The 22162-nt window shown below is 38.5% G+C and carries 16 protein-coding genes; 14 read left to right on the top strand and 2 right to left on the bottom strand.

Annotated features, from left to right (window positions below; translation table 11 throughout):
- Positions 1 to 49: 49 nt before the first annotated feature.
- The 6 genes from IPO83_18220 to IPO83_18195 all read left to right on the top strand — a co-directional run bounded on the left by IPO83_18220 (position 50) and on the right by IPO83_18195 (position 12277).
- Positions 50 to 4546, top strand: coding sequence for an ATP-dependent DNA helicase RecQ (locus IPO83_18220; GenBank protein MBK9733194.1), 4497 nt, complete (start codon positions 50 to 52; stop codon positions 4544 to 4546).
- Between the two features lie 4 nt (positions 4547 to 4550).
- A complete protein-coding gene (locus tag IPO83_18215; GenBank protein MBK9733193.1) occupies positions 4551 to 5216 on the top strand; it encodes a hypothetical protein in 666 nt (221 codons plus the stop codon).
- A gap of 243 nt (positions 5217 to 5459) precedes the next feature.
- Positions 5460 to 5741 (top strand): hypothetical protein, encoded by a 282-nt coding sequence (locus IPO83_18210; protein MBK9733192.1) that lies wholly within the window; start codon positions 5460 to 5462, stop codon positions 5739 to 5741.
- Between the two features lie 20 nt (positions 5742 to 5761).
- A complete protein-coding gene (locus IPO83_18205; protein MBK9733191.1) occupies positions 5762 to 6856 on the top strand; it encodes a hypothetical protein in 1095 nt (364 codons plus the stop codon).
- Positions 6856 to 8697 carry a hypothetical protein gene (locus IPO83_18200; GenBank protein ID MBK9733190.1) on the top strand — a complete coding sequence of 614 codons (1842 nt, stop codon included), beginning with the start codon at positions 6856 to 6858 and terminating at the stop codon, positions 8695 to 8697. The genes IPO83_18205 and IPO83_18200 overlap by 1 nt, the downstream gene beginning before the upstream one ends.
- The gene (locus tag IPO83_18195) at positions 8687 to 12277 is read left to right on the top strand and encodes a DEAD/DEAH box helicase family protein (protein MBK9733189.1); all 3591 of its coding nucleotides are present in this window, start codon (positions 8687 to 8689) and stop codon (positions 12275 to 12277) included. Before IPO83_18200 ends, IPO83_18195 begins: the two co-directional genes overlap by 11 nt.
- Before the next feature lie 34 nt (positions 12278 to 12311).
- Here IPO83_18195 and IPO83_18190 read toward each other — a convergent pair whose 3' ends face one another.
- Positions 12312 to 13289: a sigma 54-interacting transcriptional regulator gene (locus IPO83_18190; protein MBK9733188.1), complete on the bottom strand. Its 978-nt coding sequence runs from the start codon at positions 13287 to 13289 to the stop codon at positions 12312 to 12314.
- A 119-nt stretch (positions 13290 to 13408) separates the two neighbouring features.
- On the opposite strand from IPO83_18190, the gene IPO83_18185 reads away from it, so the two are divergent.
- The 7 genes from IPO83_18185 (at position 13409) to IPO83_18155 (ending at position 19892) form a co-directional block, all read left to right on the top strand.
- Positions 13409 to 13708 carry a hypothetical protein gene (locus IPO83_18185; GenBank protein ID MBK9733187.1) on the top strand — a complete coding sequence of 100 codons (300 nt, stop codon included), beginning with the start codon at positions 13409 to 13411 and terminating at the stop codon, positions 13706 to 13708.
- Entirely contained in the window at positions 13708 to 16011 is a 2304-nt protein-coding gene (locus IPO83_18180) for a glycosyltransferase (protein MBK9733186.1), read from the top strand. Before IPO83_18185 ends, IPO83_18180 begins: the two co-directional genes overlap by 1 nt.
- 47 nt (positions 16012 to 16058) lie before the next feature.
- The gene (locus tag IPO83_18175; GenBank protein MBK9733185.1) at positions 16059 to 17492 is read left to right on the top strand and encodes a tyrosine-protein phosphatase; all 1434 of its coding nucleotides are present in this window, start codon (positions 16059 to 16061) and stop codon (positions 17490 to 17492) included.
- On the top strand, positions 17492 to 18196 hold the full coding sequence (locus IPO83_18170; GenBank protein ID MBK9733184.1) for a WG repeat-containing protein: 705 nt from the start codon (positions 17492 to 17494) through the stop codon (positions 18194 to 18196). Before IPO83_18175 ends, IPO83_18170 begins: the two co-directional genes overlap by 1 nt.
- Before the next feature lie 352 nt (positions 18197 to 18548).
- Positions 18549 to 18749, top strand: coding sequence for a hypothetical protein (locus tag IPO83_18165; GenBank protein ID MBK9733183.1), 201 nt, complete (start codon positions 18549 to 18551; stop codon positions 18747 to 18749).
- A gap of 104 nt (positions 18750 to 18853) precedes the next feature.
- The gene (locus tag IPO83_18160; protein MBK9733182.1) at positions 18854 to 19300 is read left to right on the top strand and encodes a zinc ribbon domain-containing protein; all 447 of its coding nucleotides are present in this window, start codon (positions 18854 to 18856) and stop codon (positions 19298 to 19300) included.
- A gap of 7 nt (positions 19301 to 19307) precedes the next feature.
- Positions 19308 to 19892, top strand: a complete 585-nt coding sequence (locus IPO83_18155) for a hypothetical protein (protein ID MBK9733181.1) — start codon at positions 19308 to 19310, stop codon at positions 19890 to 19892.
- 21 nt (positions 19893 to 19913) lie between these two features.
- Here the strand turns inward: IPO83_18155 and IPO83_18150 are convergent, their stop codons facing one another.
- Positions 19914 to 20294 carry a hypothetical protein gene (locus IPO83_18150; protein ID MBK9733180.1) on the bottom strand — a complete coding sequence of 127 codons (381 nt, stop codon included), beginning with the start codon at positions 20292 to 20294 and terminating at the stop codon, positions 19914 to 19916.
- 198 nt (positions 20295 to 20492) lie between these two features.
- Here IPO83_18150 and IPO83_18145 point away from each other — a divergent pair, with 198 nt between their 5' ends.
- Positions 20493 to 21734 (top strand): hypothetical protein, encoded by a 1242-nt coding sequence (locus IPO83_18145; protein ID MBK9733179.1) that lies wholly within the window; start codon positions 20493 to 20495, stop codon positions 21732 to 21734.
- Positions 21735 to 22162: the final 428 nt, after the last annotated feature.

The following is a 22162-nucleotide window of genomic DNA, read 5'->3' as shown; positions in this document are numbered from 1 at the left end:
CAGGTAACCTCTTAAGTTTAGCATGCGCCATTTAAATCCATTTTAACGAGTGCAATATCAGTCAGGCTACATATTAGAATCAGTAAGACAGCATCTTAAAGCTTATGCCAAGCAGCATAAGAAAGAAGCTGAGTTGAATGGTTTACTACGTTCACTCAGTACATTCAATGTTGAAACAAATTTGAATCTTGAAACACCAACTAACGTCCCATCCATCTTAGCGGTTGCAGTAAACATTCTTACGAGAGGGCTACCAACTTTGCCAAGCATTCATTTAGAGCAATATTTTGCAAATGCGTTTCAATTAACACACCGTGAAGACGAAATTGAAAGAGGGAGAATAGGGTTTCCGTTAGTGGAAAATGGGGTCACACAATCTGTCGCTGACAAATTCTATAAGGCACTCCATGTTGTAGACCCAAGTGCAAAAAATAGACTTCAATACCTGGATGTTTCCAATGTTGACAGCAGTTTTGAACGAGATTTCCTAATTAACCTGATCCCAGAACAACACAGCTACCTGGCCCAGTTACTTGAAAAGCAAAGAAGTCGTAGTTCATTTACCAGGGATAATAACCAGGGTAGGGTGGATATTAGTTTGGAGATACCTTATGATTTATCCAGGAATACGACCAACCGATTCAGAAGTCAGGTAGAAATAAAGCACCATAAGGCATATGTTATAGAAGTTGATGGAAAAAGATACCATACCGATTTAATTGATGATTTGAAAGATTTTGAGATAGCACAGCTTTCGAGATCCATCAACCACATAAAAGAAGACAGTGTTCATAGGGACGTAACTGAGTTTATTCAAAGCATTACCGCTGAGGAGTTTGTAAAGACAGTCGAACAGAATTATACCGATCAAACTTACTTAACAAATCCGCTAACAGCATTGCCTTTGGCACCTTTTGGGATAGCAAGATTACAGTGCGTTTTTCTGCAATACCTCATCGCCAATTATGAAGCACTTATTCAGGAGCAAGCTGTAAGGATTGCAGTTGTTGAGCGGGATTTCCCTTGCGCTCATGCTGCTTTTGAGGATTTGTTTGGTTTACTGAATACATTAAATGACTTAGCACAGACACAAATTGCCTTACCAAAAATTGAGATAGAAGTATTCAGCACGTCGGAGTTTGTGAATAATCCTCTTCATGGAGGTAGGCAAGTAAAACCAATCGGGGATCTTAGCCACGCTAATTTTTATTTGGTTCTTGACATTTCCTTATTGCGAAGAGAAGGAGTGTTTAGGGAAGATGGTCAAATTTCAACCAATACCATTACAATACGCAGCGCACATTATGTTCATTACAAAACTCAAACCGGTGTACTCTCAGCACCTTCCATTACTTACCGTCCACTTGTTAATCAATTGCAGAATGAGTTATTTGAGCCAATCGAAGAAACATCCGGACTGCTTAAAAAATTGTTACAAGACATTTTCCGAAAACTGGACTTTAGGGTCGGTCAATTGCCCATATTGAACAGGGCCGTACAACTTAAATCTGTCGTTGGACTTTTGCCAACAGGTGGTGGTAAATCGCTCACTTATCAAATGGCTGCCATGCTGCAGCCCGGAACTACCATTGTTATTGACCCGATCCGTTCCTTAATGATTGATCAATATAATGGTTTGAGAGAAATGGGAATTGACAAGTGTGAGTTTATAAACTCCACACTCACCACAGCCGAAAGTGTTTTCAATCAGCATAACTTGTTGGCCAAAGGTCAGCTGCAGTTTCTTTTTGTTTCGCCTGAACGTTTTGTTATCGATGAATTCCGGAAAGCTCTTGACAATGCTGCCAAAGACGGACATTGCTTTGCATATGCAGTGATTGATGAAGTACACTGTGTTTCAGAATGGGGACACGATTTCAGAACGCCCTATTTAAACCTTGGTGATAATGCACAGCAATTTTGTCTTACCTATAGTGTTAACACCATTCCCTTGTTTGGATTAACCGCAACCGCATCATTTGATGTACTGGCGGATATTGAAAGAGAATTAAACATTAGGGAAGATGATGGTAATGCGGTTGTCCGTTTTGAAAACAGCGTGAGAGATGAAATAAACTATGCTATTCGCGAAGTCCCTAATAATTATGATGGATTAAATAGCCTTACAGAAAAAACCATCCGTGAAAGCACAGGTGCAAAAAAGCAAGATGCCATTTTTGGTTTTATAGGCGATAAAGAAACCGTACTTAGCGAATTCAATAATTCACTTGCAATAAATGCCATTGTAGAGAATTCGTTCAAGAACTATTTGCCAATATCTACGCGGCAGAACCTGATAAACTATACTGGTAGCGAAGAGGAAGCTTTAAAATATTACATCGCACAACTACATGATAGACTGTATATAAATGGTAACACATTTGGTAGTAGAATCGAACTAGAAAAAAGGATATACCGGTATGGTATTATCGTGTTTATGCCTCACAGGCAGGGTTGGCTTGGCATTCGCAACGGTTACAATTCACATGGCCTTTTCGACAATCCAAAATATGTTGAAATTGTGCGGCGGAATGAGACAGTCTACCATTATTTCCAAAGCGAAACGCTTGGATACTTTATGGGAGGCGGAGATGAAGACAATTCTACCAAAGTTGATCTGGAATCCTTCTACCACCTAAAAATGTTTATGGACAATGAAGAATCGGTAATGATAGCAACTAAGGCATTTGGCATGGGTATAGACAAACCAAATGTAAGGATGACGATCCACATCAATATTCCGCAGTCAATTGAATCTTTTGTGCAGGAAGCTGGACGCGCGGGCAGGGATGGAAAATTATCAACATCCATTATTTTATTCAACAACGATCGTCCTTCCTTAAGCAGCGAGTCCAATAAATATTATCACCTCGATAAGGATGTACTGATGTACTTCCACAAAAACTCTTTCAAAGGACAAATAAAGGAGAGGGTAATGATATTTGAATTGCGAAGCTGGATTACCTACCCAAATACGAATAATCTGCAAATGATTACAAACCAATTGAATGATTTGTATGGTCAAGATGACGTGCAGTTCAGCATCAAACCCGGCAGCGGTAAGAACCAGAACCGTATTTTCATCAATACTGTTGCTAGCATTAGCATTGGTTATGTTTACTTAGATACGCAACACACGGGCATATATCCTGATTTTGGTGATAGTGCTTTCTGTAACGAATTAGTTGAATGGCTTAAGAATATTTTGCCATTTAGTCAGATTACTGGCGTGCCTCCAATGAGGGCATGGCTGGAACAACTGGTTATTGACACCAAACTACAAATTGGCTTGGAAAAAATGCTTGCTGAAATGCAGATAGGTGAAACAAAAATCCTTCCTGTACCATTTACCAATCGTTACTATTCCAAAAGGGCAAAATCAAAAATGCTCTTTATTCTCAATAGGGAGCATTTGCAAAAAGTCCTGGCAACACAAGGCATTCAGCAATTGAAAGCTTCCGATAGTTTTATTGAGGCAACGATTGGGAATCGGTTAAAGGATGCTGTATTTGATAGCTTGGATTACCCGGAGTTCATCGAATCTTTGAAGATTAATAACGAGGCATTATTACAAAAGCTTCTCACTTTGGAAGATCCCTTAGCATTAGAATTGCAAAGAGCCTATTTTATTTCTCGAAGCCAGGATGATACTGCCAAAGCCATTTATCGGTTGGTATCAATCGGTATCATAGATTCCTATACAATAGATTACCAGAATAAGCTCTATAGCATCACGTTCACAAAAAAGAAAGAAGTTGATTACTACAAACCTTTAGAAGAACTAATTGCCCGGTACACTTCTAAGAATGTGGCCAAACGTGAAATTGAAAAATTGAAAGATGAAGCAAAGAAAGAAATCCAAGAAGGATCTGCAACAGTCATCAGCAAGTGCTTGGAACACCTCACCGATTTTATTTACAGCAAAATAAAAGAAAAACGCTTACAGGCCATTGATGATATGGTTCGGCTTTGCCAAACCTCTATCAGTATTAAAGATTCATTGGAGCAGAACAAGTATATAAAAGATGAGATCTATTACTATTTTAATGCAAAGTATTCGAGACCAAATTATGTTGAAGTTTCAACTGGTGAAGAAGCATCGCTATACACTGACCATCATGATGAGCTGGGAATTATAGAGACAATAGAGAAGTATCTGCGACTGGTTAATGATAGCAGAACAGGACAGTTGATAACGAATATTAAGCACCTTCGTGGTTCAACCATGAAGATATTGAGAGCTTATGACCGGCCTCAATTTAGAATATTAAAGGCCTACTCCTTATTTGTATTAGCAGATACCATTGGCGACCTCCTTAAAGAGGCAAAAAGCGAGTTTATTGACGGATGTATAAAATGGAAAGAAGAGCCTGATACTGATTTTGATTTTTCATCCTTTGTTCTCCTGTTCAAAGAAGAATTGCAAAAGCACATCCGATACAACGCGGAGGAAGCGTTTACTGGCATTGAAGACCATTACTACGCCCTTTACTATGCTACCTGGACCAGCAATTTCAACAAGCATTTTCTAATACCACAAAATTAAACCCATGGCATCACAAGAAGTATTAGTCGCATTGGAATCACTACACGTGGAACTGGACAAGCTCCAGCCGGCAATTAGGCATATAGAGGCAGCCCAGAAGGTTGTTAGCATTGTTCAGGCTATACCCCAAAAGCACCTGGATTTGCTAGAAGAAATAATTAAGACCGATAGTGAATTTAAAAATAGTCTTAAGAAAACTTTTGATGAGGAAATAAAATACATTTCTGGTGAAACCATAAAGCTCCAAGAGACAACCACCAAGATACAGGAGCAGGTAAAAGCCGAGCAGAAGGCATTGGCAAACCTGAGAGAAACAGTGCAGTCTTTTCATGAAAGGGTGGAAAAAATCAATTTTCCCGAAAGGCTAGATAAGTTGGATGCCAATGTAGCTGGTATAATGGCTGCAGTGCAGTCTGTGCAAAGCAGATTGGACAGCGTAGAAAGAAACATAACGGACAGAATGAAAGATATCACAAGCTATTTGAAAGAAAGTGTTACCGGATTACATTCTTCGATGGAGCAAACAAAATCATCAATTAAAGAGAGTATTCATTTAGCTTCTAAAAGGAATCGGGTTCTTACATATGTTACGTGGGGAGTGATTGTGATAGTGGGTGTGATAATAATTGTGGCTGTTCAATACAAAAACATAGAAAAATTTATTAAATAAAAAGTAAGGATGATTAATTTTCTGAATTTAGAACTTGGGCTCAATTTTAAGAACGGCGCATTTACTGAGTTAGAGGAAAATTTGATGGTTGATCAAGAGTTGGGGAATATCCAAATCTGGAAAGCATTTTCTGGGTTGGCCAAGGTTCTAAGGTAAGATGAAGTGGTAATGAATTGAAAACGAATAACATTTGAATTGTTAGAATTTAGAATTAAGTTGGTAAGAGTTTAAGGACCAGGAATCATGATTGAAAATTCATTATCAAATATTTTTACAGAACCTGATGGTTCTATTTTCAGCGATGGCTCTATTGACCCAATGGGGCTTCGTATTATATGGACTTCAATGGGGAATAGAATATTCGGCAACAGATTAAATACCATCAGCACCGACATTCGTTTTTTCACGTTAAATCTTTTCAACATTCCATTATTGCCACCTGCGAAAAAGAATTTGCAGAACAAATTACGGCTCTTGTTGGCACAACTCCCTATAACAACCCTTCCGATCTACAAGACGGGTTAGTTATTTTTCTCGAGTGTTTAATGACGCACTCACTTTTAGAAACGCGCCAGAAGATGCGCGACGAGCAAATAGGAATGATTCCAGGGATGTCAAAACTGCAGACCAAAATAACTGGACATTCACCAGATAAAATGGTAACCGAAATTGAGGTTAATAGAAGCAAAGGAATACTGATACGCCATCATTTGCTTGGTATCCACGGTAGACATAAAAATCCTTTCCGTGAGATGAAAATATTCGGAACTGTCAACTATTATCAGAATAGGGAAATATGGAAAGAAGCAGAACAAATATTTTCAGTTCAACCTTGGCGTGCTCTTCGAGATAAGTTGATTGAGCTAATGGGGACGCGAGTTCTTTCCGCAAGACCCAATAGCACATCTTATCTCAAAATGAAGGTAAATGAACCTGAGTTTAAAGAGCTAATCAGGGAATTACAGCCACTATATTTTGCTTGTTTGCAGCCGAGCGTTTTCAGAACACAACCATTAGTGAGGTTTTGGGAAGCACGGTTGGGTTTGTTGGAAGGGACTGCATATCTTCTTTATTCTGAGCTAAAGAAAAATGTGAGTAAGCTAAATGATAATGAATGGCCTGATTATACGTCAATCATAAAGAGTGCAGAACAAAAAGAAACGAATAAAGAAGGAACTCAACTTAAAGCTATTTGTGCCATTGAGCCTTTGCTTGCATGTTTTGAAAAAGTATCCAACCGTTTATTGGCACGAAGAACTGCTACTGTTAATGAACTGATTTCTTTTATTGATAACTGGCGAACGTCTAGCACAATTTCGGTCAATATTATCCAACCTTTCTTGCGAGAAGATTTTATGAATGAAAGTGCTTTGCAACGATTAAAAGAGCTTTTGCATATTTTTTCATCTTCAAGCAACTCCAGAGACTTTATTTTAAAGATAATTGACTATCATAAAAAAATAATGAATGAACGTGGGGTATTACCTTGGATTAGTATTTCAAATGATGGTGAGATAAAGCATCACCGGCCATATTATTTCACGACTGACCAATTGGCGAGGCTTGCGTTTGAGGAATGGGTGAACGCATATTACTTACCCACTGTCTTCCGTCTTTACAAAGGACTTTACACGAACTAATGAAACTATACGACCAATACAGAAAAGCAGTTGAAGAATTGGGCACCATTAACATTGCCTGGTTTACCACATTCAACTTTGACCCTGAATTGTTGGAAAGATTTCTCCTTCCGGCTCTCATTGACAAACCATCTTCTGAACTCAAAACTGCCGAAGATTATGAGGCATTGAATCTAGAGTTACAAGAAAAGAACATAAAGGTATGGTATGATTATCGTGCTTTAAATCTTAGCAGTAGAAAGCAAACTACCACTCCCGTAGTTCCTTTTAATCCGGCAGAATATTATCAGGCATTAACTACGGAAGCAATTTTTCACCCAAAGGTTATCTTTTTAAAAGGCGAGAATGGAGCATGCATCATAAGTGGCTCAGCCAACCTTAGCATTACAGCTTGGAGCAGCAATTGCGAATCGGTATTGTTTCGAAAAATAGAAACCATTGAAAACGCGAAACAAGTACTTGATTTTTTTGAATACCTACGTGCTGATGTTAGTCATTTAAGAAAATGGGCCGGTCGTTTAAGCAGAGAAAAATCAAAATGGAATTTTGTCTTTACCAATCCCAAAACTAATTTGTTGGATGAACTAAATACCGGTAGTAGTAAACTAACCGTGTGGTCACCATATTTCTCTAAAGATTTAATGAAATTGGCGAAGCTATTTCGTGATGCCGGATTTAAGAATCTATCGCTCGTGCCAGATAAAAGTAACGGAAAAGTTAGAATTACACCGGAGCAAATTAGTGAAGTAGCAAAATCAAAATTTGTTGAGTTGAATCTCATACCTTCCAACGAAACCGAAGAACAGTTTCGTCATGCTAAGGTTTGGCTTACAGATAAGGTTATTGGAGTAGGGTCCTGGAATTTTTCTAACAGAGCCACCGGAGTGGGCGTAGCTATCAACGAGCGTAATATTGAAGCGGGCATCATTGAAAATATTTCAACTAAAGAAGAGGAAAGACTAACGGCAAATCTGATACCGTATAAATTACCACTTGGAACTACAAAAGATGAGTTAGATGAGGAGTGGGAAGGTGCGCTTAGTAATTATACTTTCAGTTGTATCATTTATGCTGACTGGCAAACCTTCCGCTATAAGATTGACGAACAGTTTCAACTGAGTGAATACAAGGTAGAGTTACCAGATAGCCCTTCTGAAAGAATTGCTCTTAATCGGCTAAATGACTACTCTTTCTTAGATAGGATGAGGCGAGTATTGAAGGATAAATCTTTCAGTATTTACAAAGGAGAAGAATTGGTGTTTGAAGGGTATCTCCAGGAAATAAATTGTTCAAAACGCCAACCATACGGCTATATCAGTTTACAAGATGCACTGCTAGCGCTTATTGAGAATCCCCATAAAGCCTCTACACAAAAGCGGGTGCTTTATAGTCTTAACAATAAGGACGATTTATTTGGAGAAGATGTGCCATCGGAAATGTTTGAGTATCGGAATACAGATTCATACTATACAATGTTTGTTGCGATGCAAAAACTTAATGGATTAGTGGAAGAAGCGAAAGACCTAGAAGATTTAGGCTATAGAAAACCGGGTTCTTTGCAAAATATAAAAACGCTGGTGCAGGAATCACTGCAGGCCTGTTTTAAGAAATTCGATAAAGAAAAGATAGATGATGAACTACTGTATCACTGGTTTCTTGTAAACGAGCTCAACTCTTGCGTGAAGTTGTTTAATTCCAAAGCAGAAGAAAATATGAAGTTTGTTCAGCCTATCGCAGGATTAGAAAAAGAGTTAGTAGAAATAAAACAGAAATTGAAGTATGAAACGGGAGATGAAAAATTTATGCAACTGTTAGAAAAAGAGCATTACGATGTTTCATGAAATCACACCGGCATCACTTTGTCAGTATGTCAACTTCTTTTTAGAGAAAGAAGATTGGCAGTACGACCCCAATGACCATCCTACCATGCAGAAGTTGCAAGCGGAAGGTGCGGCCAAAGCATGGAATTTACTCTGTAAACAAGGATTGGCGCTAATCAGCGATGAAGTAGGAATGGGAAAAACATTACAGGCTCTTGCGGTAATGGTTACGCTCTGGAAACAAAAACCTAATGCCAAGGTATTGCTTTACGCTCCCAACAGAAACGTAGCGCTGAAATGGGAGAAAGAATATGAGAACTTCATTCGTTATCATTTTCGCGAGCCGGATGATGTGGTGTGCTCGTCTATCAATCATAAACCATTACGAAGCGCTTTCTTATGTGAAAACCATGTGATGTTAATGGAGACGGTGAATAAACGCTGGCCATCTTTTCTAATCAATAGAATTTCTTCTCTCAGTCATTTTGGTTCACCTAAAATTGACCAAGCTGCTTTAGATAATATGGGAATTGATATTAAGCGGTCTTTTCCTAAAGATGAAAGTGTGATACAGCAAGAGGCCTTCATGGTAAAGTTAGCCGTAAAGAGTAACCAACGCATACGTGAAATGCTGAGTAGTGAGGAACCGGTACCAATAGATTTGCTGATTATTGATGAAGCTCATTATTTGAGAAATGCAGATGGTGAATCAAACCGGAGCAAAATAGCACATGGTTTATTTTCAGGTCGAAATTTAAACGGACAGGGCAAACTTGATTTTATTCCACTTGCTGAAAAAGTGTTGCTGCTTACAGCTACTCCTAATCACTCAACCTCAAGAGACATATCCAACATCATTAGTTTTTTTAAGCCTGAATGGAAAAACAAAAAAGAAGATGACTTGCTGCGGGAAATTTGCATTCGCAGGTTCAGACGGTTGAACGGCAAAACAAAACATGAATACCGGAACGAAATTCCTGAACGGGTAGAAATGAAGACCCTTACAGAAAAATTATTTTTTGCTGCCTATCAAAAAAGTTTGGTTGTTGAGCAATCAAAAAAGCCGGCAGATGATAAACGCATGAATCCATATCGTATCATGACCGGATATTTAGAGGGGTTTGAATTTTTGCCAAAGGAAGAAGACAAACATGAAGACAAGAAAATGCAGGAAGACTTTCATAGAGCAGATGATACAAAGGTGATTATTGAATTATCAAAAAAATACCGGCAAAGTTACGGAAGAAACAAATCACCGAAACACCCTAAATATGACAAACTCGCGCGGCACTTAAGCCCCGAAGGTAAAGACATTGCAGAAAAAATGCGCAAGAGGTTGGTTTTTGTAAGACGAATTCCATCGGTGAAAGAAATAGCTGAGCGCATTATTGCTGATTATGATAAATGGCTTCTGCAACTGCTCAAGCCCCCTAAATACAAGAAACAAAATTTCAATTATGCCACACTAAGAAGAACATACTGGAAAAAAATTGATGCAAATAAAGAAGCTGATGAAGACGAGACGAATTTAAGCAACATTAAAACGGACGAAGATGAAATGGATGGCATACCGTATTCAAAAGTGCTTGACCTTTTCGTTGTAAAGAAAGATGCTGGTAGGAAATATAAAAGCACGGATTGCTCCAACTTTCGTTTACGTTTCGGTAGAGATGTGCAGATTTTTTCTGTATTTTTTGAACCGGCAGTTGATTATGAAAGTAGCCCTTACCGAATTAAAAGAATCCCAAAGTCTGATGACGGGAAAAAATTCTATTACCTGGATGCTGTTAGGGGTGCACGACTTAAAAAATTGACTGATAGTCCAGAGAAGGCAGACTTGCAAGATTCCTTTGATATAGATGTCCCAAACAATTACGGGGATGTAAATCTCGAACTACAAACTCTTATCGGAATTTTTCTCAAAAAGAATATTGTCAATGCTGCAACGGAAAGGACAGCAAAAGCCGTAGAGGAATACAAACAATGGTCAGTTTACGAACGAGAAGCATTCAGCACATATCTTAATAAGGGAGTTCTGTTGGCTTCACCTTTTGTTGTGCATTTATATTGTTGGTATAAAGAAGCGCAGAAAAATAGTTCACGAGGCGAGGATTTGTATAAGAATTTTTGTGGTCGCGTTGGGAAGGAATTGCAAGCGTCTGGCCTTGAATATTTGATAGTTGAAGCTATCGTTAGTTTCCGTTTATTCTACAAAAAGGAGTTAGCGAAAACCGGAAAAGAGTTATTGCGCTATTCATTTACTTTCCTGCAAAACGTTCCACCTGTATATCCTTATTTTGGAGGTAGTAAACGTCCTTCTATTCTTACCGCATTTAATTCACCATTCTTCCCAAATGCGTTAGTGGCAACCTCGGTATTACAAGAAGGCGTTGACCTGCATTATCAATGTTCAGAGGTGATACACTATGGAATAGCCTGGACACAAGGAGATAATGAACAGCGTGTGGGAAGGGTTGATAGGATGAATGGTAAACTTGAAATCGCACTGACAGAAAGGGAAGACGCTACACTTCCGATACGATATCCCTACCTTGGAAAAACATTGGATGAATCGCAGCTTATTCGTTTTGCAAATAAAAAGTTTTTTGCGGAAAAACTGATTGATGAATTAAAGGTGCCGAATGAATCTAAGGATGTAAACCTTCTTCAATCATTTGAAGGAGAAAACTGGTCAACTTTCTTTAAGAAGCCACAACCCAAGGCGGCTGTAACAGAACCCTTTGGTGTAACACTGGCAGATTTTGAAGGAATTATTCCTTCGCCAATAGCTCCTAATGCTAAGCACTATAGTGCGATGAAGCAGTCGATTCTTAAAACTCTTTCATGGCATTTCAAAAATGAACTTGTAGTTTACGATAGTCATCCCGAATGGATAGGAGCTATTAAGCATAAACGTTCCGAGGAAAGAGACCAGCCAGTATTGCTGAAGTTAGAATACTACGAACCTGGAATGTTTTATTTGGGTAAACCGGTATACTTATTACAGTTAAAATCACCTCTTACTAAGCGCGGACAGCATTTAGATGACAAAAGAAGCTTCGGCAGGTTAAAACAGGAATATGAGCAACTTCCATTTTTGAAAATTTGTTTGGATGAACAGAATACAAGGAGCAAATTCAAGTATTATGTTCGTGCAGATTTACCGGTTATCTGCCATCATGATGGCACAATGAACCTTAGTATAAACGAGCTTATACTTACTACCAAGGAACTTATTCACTTCACAGATGAGTTGGAAAAGCAGATACTGAATATTGACATTAAGAATGACGAGGTCATTGATGATGCCGATGAGCGTATCCCTCAAGGAGAACTATTATCACAGGACCGAATCCCGTCAGAAAAATACACTGGCTGGGAAGTGGATTCATATCGGCATCTTTTAACTCGGGGAAAAAAAATGGAACCTCAATACCACAGTGATAACTATGCTTTCAATCATTCAGAGGCGTTTATCAGACAAATTTCACTTACGATTGGAACAGAAAAGCAGGTTTGTGTCTATGAGCAGGATGCCCTTGTAGATGAAATTAAGCTTTTAGAAAAAGTTTTAGTTTCAAGTTATTTAAAAAAGATTTAATAGAAAAGCACAAGGTTCAATCACAAAAGCTTTATTATTTTATATTTGGGTTTTTAACCCTCGATGTTATAGTCAATCCTTTTTGAACATCGGTTTGCTTTTCACCATACCCATCTTCAGAAAAAGCCCATTCCAGCATTGCTCGATCATATTCCATTTTCATTTCTTTTTTTGAAATCCCTTTTCGAAAATTATACGCAGGAGTATTTTTAATGGAGGGATTTGCAGAATGAAAGCTTGAAATTTGTTCTTTCACTGACATAAATACTTTTTCTTCTTTTTCTTTATCATAATCCTTGCTTTCGTTGTATTCGATCAGTCGAAACTGATGCCAGTTAATAGCAATGTTTTGTAAGGTCCGGTAATTACCTTCAAGGGGAATTCTTTTAAGCCATTTTATGAATTGCGATAGTGCAGGAGTAACGGGATACTCCTCGAACTGCATATCACTCCAAATCTTTTTAAACTCGTTGTGAATATCAAGTTTGCTTTCATGTATTGAAGGGAATTCAACAACTAACTGACTAATTCTATCATACAAATCAGGGAGCAATTTCTTTTTCAATTCCGTCAATGGTAGATTACTTGCGAATACAGGTATCACAGAAACATAGCTCGGCCTACCATCTCCTAATCTTCTAATACAGAATTTCCCTTTGTTTGCTCCTGAACTTTCAGTTTGCAATGCAGTCATTAGTTTTTGCTGCACATTTGGAAGTAAGGCATGAACTTCATCAAGGAACAACACATTATTTGCGGCTTCAATAAATAATCCTTTCTTATCTTCAATGGCGCCGGTGAATGACCCTTTTTTATGTCCAAACAATTCACTTTCTGCCATTGTATCTTCGGAAAAGGCAGCACAGTTTGCTTGAATAACTACCTTTTTTAGTTTCTCAACAGTTATCGACTTTACCCATTTTGTTTTCCCAATTCCCCTTTCCCCTAAAATCAGAATTGAAAACCTTCCCGGGTTTTTGAGAAAATATTCTAAAAGATCATTTGGTTTCATTGTATTAAATTGATTAAATGTAAGTAAAAAACTTACATGTATATTCTTAAAGTAATGATTATCAATGAAAAAGTATTGGCACAGATTTGATAATGGGGATTGTGTAAAAAACAGTTACCATGCCAAACCAAATTTTAGAGTTCTATTTGACATACCATTTCATGCTGAAGGGTTGGGATAGAAGTATTGATGCAGCACTTCTTTACAAGGTACTTCCCTATGTAACCGTAAGTAGTTCGGAAAAGCTTCTTGCAATCATTACACCTTCCTTTCTTTCCCAGAAAGGGGTTACTGTTAAGGCCGATAAATGCCTAGTAATAGTTCTAAATCAAAAAGTATTGAAAACGGCTTTTTGGTGTGATCATCCAAACTATTTGTTCAAAAAGGAAAAGCAATCTGAATTTCAAATCATCTACTAATGCACATCCTCAAAATCATCCACGGTTACCCACCCAACTACAATGCCGGTTCGGAAGTTTACAGCCAGTCCATCTGCAATGAGATTTCAAGACAGCATCACCTTTCCGTTTTCACCAGGGAAGAAAACCCTTACGCGCCTGACTTTACTATCCGGCATCAAAAACAAAATGATAACCTGGATTTTTACTTTGTAAATAACCCGCAAGGCAAAGATGGTTACCGGCATCAGATACTGGATCAAAAATTTGCAGAACTCATAGCTGAAATCAGACCGGACATTGCCCATATCGGACACCTTAACCACCTTTCAACAGGCATGGTTGACGAACTTAACAAGCAGCATATTCCAATTGTATTTACACTCCACGATTTTTGGCTGATGTGTCCACGAGGTCAGTTTTTAACGCGGAGCATTGGGGAAAGTGACAATTTCCGCTTATGTTCCGGTCAACAAGACCACAAGTGCGCAACTGATTGTTACAAGGTCTACTTCAGTGGAAGGAAAGCTGATCAGGAGGAAGATAATGAACAATGGGCCGGGTGGGTACACCGAAGAATGATTGAAACGAAATCAATTATTGACAAGGTGGACCTCTTCATTGCACCTTCGAACTTCCTGCGTACACGGTTCATCCGGGATTTTCAAGTTCCTGAAGATAAAATCATCTATCTGGATTATGGCTTTCCTACCGGGTATTTGACTCGGACAGATAAATCTATGAAGAAAAAGGAATTCACGTTTGGCTATATCGGAACACACAATCCCGCTAAAGGTATAAACCAACTGATAGAAGCATTCAAGCAAATCGGAGAACCGGCAGCGCTTAAAATCTACGGTAGAAACAACGGACAAAGTACCGAGGCATTGAGGTCTCTTGCGGCTGATTCAAAGAACAAAATTGAATTCTCGGGCGAATACATCAATCACAATCTTGCAGATGATGTTTTTTCAAAAGTGGATTGCATTGTAGTTCCTTCTATCTGGGCGGAGAATTCACCACTTGTAATTCATGAAGCTCAGGCTTGTAAAATTCCTGTTATCACAGCTGATTTTGGTGGCATGAAGGAATATGTTCAGCATAAAGTGAATGGGTTATTGTTTAAGCACAGGGATGTGGATTCGTTGGCTGCACAAATGAAGTTTGCCGTGGCAAACCCTCAACTGTTGAAGGAATATGGGGAAATGGGATACTTATATTCCACGGATGGAAATGTTCCGGACATTCAAACTCATTGTGACGAGTTGGTAAAAATATATGAACGGTTGAGGAACACAAAAAAACTTTGGCGGATTACGATTGACACCAACCCCGAGGATTGCAATTTGAAATGTTTGATGTGTGAAGAACACAGCCCTTACAGTGACTTCATCCCAAAGCTTTACCAGGAAACAGGAGTGAAGCGCAGGCGGATGAAGTTTGAAACTGTGGAGGAAATATTTAGACAAGCTGAAAGAATGGGTGTGAAGGAAATTATTCCTTCCACGATGGGGGAGCCTTTGCTCTACAAAGGAATAGAGGGAATATTTGAGCTCTCCCGAAAGCACCACATCAAGATTAACCTTACCACCAACGGCACTTTCCCAAGATTATCGGTGAAAGAGTGGGCAATGCTGATTATTCCGAACACGACTGATGTAAAGATCAGTTGGAACGGAGCAACAAAAGAAACAGCAGAAAAAGTGATGCTGGGGATAGATTTTGAAAAAGCTGTCTCCAATGTTAGGGAGCTTGTTAAATTCCGGGATGAACATTTCGCAAACACGGGATACTTCTGTCGCATAACATTCCAATTAACCTTCATGCAAAACAACATGCATGAGTTGGCAGACATCATCCGCCTTGCAGCATCACTTGGAGTTGACAGGGTAAAGGGACATCAGCTTTGGGCGCATTTTGATGAGATCAAAACCTTTTCCATGAAATATTCCAGGGAGAGTGTCGCGATGTGGAACGAATATGTAAAGATGGCTCACGAAGCTCAGGAACAGTACAGAAAACCAAACGGTGAAAAGGTGATCCTGGAAAATATTATCCCGCTTTTAAACAATGAAGACAGCGCTGTTCCGGAGGATTATGAATGTCCCTTTCTGGGGAAGGAACTTTGGGTTTCCGCAACCGGGAAGATTTCACCTTGCTGTGCACCGGATAATCTTAGAAAATCGCTGGGTGACTTTGGGAATATTGGAAGCACTACACTTGAGGAGGTGTTGAGAAGTCCGGTCTATACTGAACTCGTATCTAACTACAAAGCCAAGCCCATTTGCCGGACATGTAATATGCGCAAGCCGGTAGAACACTAAAATGAGATTGAATCATTCTAACTCACTTTAAAACAATAGATATCCAGATGAAACAAGTAAAAACAATAGCTCAACTACAAGAATTATTTCCACGAGTTAATGGTATAGAGGTCGCATTGCTTTATGGATCCTTTGGCAGGGGAGAAGCCTCCTCCAATTCCGATATTGATATTCAGCTATTGATAAACAAGGATTTTAAAACAACCGATTTTAAAGAGGGCCTGGACAGGCTATTCAGTTCCGAAATTCATTCTATCCGGGAAGTAGCACTGAGAAACAAAATTGTTGTTTATTTCAAAACGCAGCCGAAGATTGAATTTGCGCTTTGTACTAAGATTTCTGAGATTGACAGGAACTATCTTGGTTCTGAGATTTCTGTTATCAGTGAAACCATTCTTTACGAAAAGCGGCCGGCGCAGTATGAGATGGGTACTTACCTGCATCAGCTTGTGAGAGATTATGACAAAGGCAAAACATCTGAAGCAACGGTAAAGCAGGTAAATGACTTGATTGACAAATTTGTATATGAGTTTGAAAGTTGTAGCGGAATGCACCGGAGAAGTGATGGGTATCAGTTTTATTATTTCTACAATATTGCATTGCATGTGGCCATTCAGCTGAATCATCTTTCAAAAGGACTCCGGAAATTCAATTTCCTCCCAAAGTATTTTATCGCCAATATTTTGAAAAAGGAAGAACAACCGTCTTTTTATGATTTAAAGGGGACCTTGTTTTTGCCGGAAGCAAACAGGCAGAAAAGGTTTTTGCTGGATTTCTTTTATGGTTCAATTGAAAATTTAGCAGTTGCTGAAAAGTTGAAGGAAGTGAAGGAATTTTGTGAGTGGCTTTACGATAGGGATTTTCTCTGGAACTTCCGTGACATCAGTACGCACAATCCTAAAATAAAGATGGGGAGAGTTTTCAGATCAGCGACCATGACCCTCTTTCAAAATGAATCCAGGTTCGATGATTTGCTGAAAGCAATGAATATCAGAACTGTAATAGATTTAAGAGCGGATAAGGAAATTGAAGAAGAACGCTATTCAGATCAATCGCTTTCAAAATTCAACTATGTGAAAGCTCAGTTGGATCCCTGGAATCAGCCTGAATGGTTTAAACGAGACCATCATCAGGGAACCAATGAAGAAATTGCCTATCGCTTCTTTGCCCTGGGCTGTGCGGATAAGATCAAAAAGGCAATGGAGGCAATTGTCGCTGAGCGATCCGGTTCGGTTGCTATTCACTGTTTCGCAGGTAAGGATAGAACCGGTATTTTCATCTCCTTGCTTCACCTGTTGGCTAAGGCACCCCAAGAAGCAATCGATGCTGACTATTTGGCAAGTGAAGTGGATGTAAAACTGCATCGCCTGAATCTTGTTTTGGATATTATAAAAGAGAAGGGTGGTATTGAAGCTTACCTGGCATATTGTGGACTCTCGGTAGATCAAATTGCTCTTCTCAAACAGAAACTTCTGAACTAATGAACTGGCAGGAAATAAAAGTATCACCAGACAATACCTATTTCGTTTTTAAGGGGAAGCCAATATTCGAGAAGCAATTTCTGGAAGTTCTCAAATTTCACGTTCCAGGGTTGGCTCCTGTGCGAGATAAAAGTGGATCCTATCACATTGATATATTCGGCAAACCGCTTTACTCTAAGCGATACAGCAGAACATTTGGCTATTACTGTAACAGGGCAGCAGTAGTTCAGGATAATGAATGGTTTCACTTAACAGAGGGTGGCAGACGTGCATATGCGAATGCATTTTCCTGGACAGGAAACTTTCAAGAAAACCTTTGTACGGTGAGGGATAGCGAGAACAAGTATTATCATATTGATATTGATGGGAAGAGGATTTACGACGAAAGGTTTATTTATTGCGGTGATTATAAGGATGGTTACGCTTGTGTAAAGCAGGACAACGGGTTATACTCGCACATTGACATAAAAGGGCAACCGCTTAATGAAAAGAAGTTTATAGATATCGGTGTTTTCCATAAAAACTTTGCTACGGCTAAAGACCTTGATGGTTGGCACCACATTGATAGGAATGGAAATGAAATTTATGGACAGCGATATATAGCAGTTGAGCCGTTCTACAATGGATTCGCCCTAGTGACGCAGTTTGACAATCAAAAAATAATTATAGATCAGACGGGAGATCAAATACTTGGCATATCATAGGACAGAAATCTGGGACATAAAGGGGGGCACCTCATTATATTTCAAGTGCGTAGATTCAACTACCTCATTTCAGCATTAGTTCTATTTTAAATCAAGGGACTTCATAGAGGGTTAGACAATAATTATTGCTGCGTGTTGGCTTTCAAAATTTTGAATCCCATACGAATTGTTAATCAAATTGGATTGCATGAGGAATCTGGCGATGGGTATAGTATTTTTTTTACCAATTAGACGTGCTGTTAATTCTTATTAGTTATATTTCGCATTCAATTAATTAATTCCAGACGATTTTTATTTCTAAGCTACTGTTTAAAAGCATGAAGAATTACTGTTAATAATTTAAAGATTTTTTATGAACCGAAACATTTTTCAAATCATCTATCCTTTTCTGGATAAGCTTTCACTCGGAAGAACATTGCGCAATATCATCTATTGGCTGTGGAAAATTTCCGCAGCAGTCTACGGTATTTTTGCACTTTACCTGATCTTTCAAATCCTGAGTAATGCGCATGACTTTGGAAATTTTTACTGGGCATCATTGCCTGCATCCTGATTGTGCTTGCCTGGTGGATTATTGCACAGATTTATTTTTACAGGGCAGACAAGGTAAGAAGCCTTGAGGACTCGGATTTCACAGTTATTCCCATCATTGCGCAAATGTTACGCTTAGCAGGTGAGATCTTAGCCGCTATGATTGTAATTATCGCCGTGTTAATAGCATTGGTAGGAGGTCAGTACTTTGGCCTTCAAAACCTTGATATTCTTCCATTGTTTAATGAAATTGTTGGAGGAGGCGGTAATTCAATAGTGGCGCTGCTGTTTATTATTGTTGCAGCAATAGTATATGCTTTCTGGGTGCTGATCATTTTTTATTTTTTAGCTGAGCTACTCAGTGTTGGAGTAACCATTGCACATAATTCCATGGCAATTCGTTCAATGCTTTCAAAAGGTGTTGCTGCTCCAACACGTGTTGCGGAGACATTTGAAGAAGAAATAGTAGTTCGTGAACCGCCAAAACCCATCGAACTCAGATGTGACAATTGCAATAATGTTGTAAGTGCTGATGATGCCTTCTGTATGAATTGCGGTAACAAACTAAAGTAATTATACTATGAAATACTGCCCTAAGTGCGGAACTCCCAATGTTGATGAAGGAAGGTTTTGCAAGAGTTGTGGTCACTCATTTTCTGATGCTACCGTTAAGCAGCAGGAAAGGAGAGGTTTGGGTTTTGAAAAGCCGGCTTCATCATATCCTCATTATCCAACAAATACCGGACGATCAAACCGGGGAAGAATTATTCTGCTGGTTTTAGCGGTAACTGTTATTCTCGGTGCAGGCGGTTTTGCAATCTGGAAATTTGTGTTCGCGGGAAAAACTACAGGCCCAGGAAGTGAATTGGAGAATATTGACCCGGGTGGGGGACCATCTGGTTCAACATCTGAGTCAAGCGTGAATCCTGCTTTTGCAAGATTTATAGGGGATTGGTATGCAAACAATGAGCAAAATATAAAAAGAACACGCATCACTGTACAAGGCGATCAACTCCTGATTGAAACTTTCTTCCAGGATGGTATTGATTCCTGTTATGCAGTGCCTGATGGAGATGCAGTGCACTGCCGTGATAATTTTGATGTGGTTCTCATCAATGATTCCTGTATCCGGGGATATTTCTCCATACAGTTTTGCAAGCGATAGATTTTGATCGTGCTGTTGGAACTATTTCAGAAATTCAATTACATAGCCGGAGGCGATTACTGTCGTAATATTTACAAAAATGTAAAAGGAGGTATGTGTTTCGTATGTAACGTTGATAATTGTTTTTGCATTGCCACCCAGGTTTGCATCAGCATACATTTTCGCCATTGCTTCCTGCATAAGTCCTTTTTTTGAAGTGCCGCCAAACCCAAGTATTTTTCTGACACTTGCTTCCCCCGTAACCTTGTCAAGAACTATAAAATTTTTCTGGCTCAACAAGACATTTGTTGAGTTTGCATTTGTGTTTTGGAGATTTACGTTGGTGAAGCCGCAAGCAGATAGACAGAAAAGGAATGAAATAAGGAGCAGTTGATTAGTTATAGCTGATAGTTTAATGGACATGGTATGTGTTTTTCGTATTCAAATATAGCATTCATATTGTGTTTTATATAACTTATTAAATCAGATGCTCACTTTTTTATTTAAGCTGGATTGCCATGTTTCGAAGGGAAAATGCTAATTGCAGGTTCGTGTGTGGTGAAAAAAAGTGGCTGATCAATGTTGTTTTTTTTATTTTGATGCGCAGTTTTAAATCATTGTATGAATCAGGTTCGCTACAATTATATTATTCCAGTTTTCTTTTTACTGTTCACTGGTTATGCATTGAAAGCGCAAACTTTCATTGGTTACAGGTATGATTTTGAAAAGGTTAGTGCGTCTGAGATAAGCGTTATTATGGACACAATTACCGAAGGCTTTGTGACCTATGTAACCACGTACAAAGTTTTCAGTGGAACAGAAACTATTAACAAAGTCCCAATAATGAATATTATTGTAACTCATTTTCCACCCGAGAAATCGATTGAAGTATCAGTTGACGAAAATAAATCAGCAAAAAGGATATCGGCAACCGAAAGCAATCCTGTACGTTTTAGATACAGTGACTATGGAAACATGATTGTTGCTGATCGAAATGATACGATACCCTATGATTCCACCTATATATTTTATGATGCAGTGTATTTCTTCGGTGATAAATCAAAGAAGCATTTTGTTTACCTGAATCAAATAGGCGAGAAATATACGCAGTTCCCCGACAAGTATATTCTTAACCAGATACCAGCCTATATCTATAAAGAAGACAGTATCTCCTATCAAAGATTTAAGCTTGAGGGAACTATAGAGAAGAGGTATGCAAATTGGAAAATAGAGTATGAAGCATTTCAGCGCGATAGCATACGGATGGAGGACAGCATTCGGGCGGAACAGTTGAACGAGTTTCTAATGATTAGAAAAGATACTTTTATACGAGCATCCGAAGATACATCTGCGATTTATGCCGTAGGATTTAAAAACCTAGCACGGCAACTTGGGTTGGATTTTAGAAAAACAAAGATGAAATATGCTGGCACTATCACAGTAAAAACTGATACTAGCGGGAAAATTATTAGTGCTGTTCCGGTTGAAATTTCAGTTGATAGTCATGATTTTCTTTCATTTCAGCTTCGATTGGTGAAGGCTATTGAAGGAGGATCAGTAAAGCCACTTACAAGAAGTTTCCATGGAAACAAATATGCTATGAAAACACAGTTTAGGATATCTGTCTCAGTTTTTTGCGATACCCTTTTACAAGCCATTAAGATAGAAAGGGACACACTTGAATATGAAATACATAATTATGAAACGGAAGCGTTAACCCAAAAACTATCTAAAGTGATTACTGAAAAGGGGCGCTATACTTTTGTGCTTTACTACAGTGAAATTGAGGAAAAAAAATATTATTATATCGCACACTTGAAAGGAGCAGGGAAAAGATTTGGAGATATGGTTTTTGAGGAGTGATAAATTTAGGGCTATAAAAAGGGAGCATTACCCATACTGTGTATTTTAAGAATTAATACATATTAGCTTCTTTATAAGTCCCGCATTGGAAAAAATTTACCAAAAGAGTTGCATTTTGCATTCTAGAATACTTACATTCGTTTTGTTTATAGTAATTTCTTGAATGTATGAACAATGAATTGAAAATTTTAATCAGATGCGTTTTCATTTCCCTAGTAAGAGGGATAATTAGGAAAGGTATAGTTGCTGAACCACAAACATACTTCTTTTTGGCTCTTATTTCCCCATTTTTCAACATGAATTTCCCCACATCAATGAATAGAATTGCGATGTTGTTATTTTCCCATTAACTTGTAAAAAAGCTTGACAATTGTTTTGAGATTTAAAACTTAACTTTTATAGCATTAATATTTCTTTACAATAAAATC

The organism is Chitinophagaceae bacterium (assembly GCA_016717285.1).
In the GTDB taxonomy this organism is placed as follows: domain Bacteria; phylum Bacteroidota; class Bacteroidia; order Chitinophagales; family UBA10324; genus JACCZZ01.
Note: the sequence above shows the minus strand (reverse complement) of the source record. Positions and strands in the feature narration are given on the sequence as shown.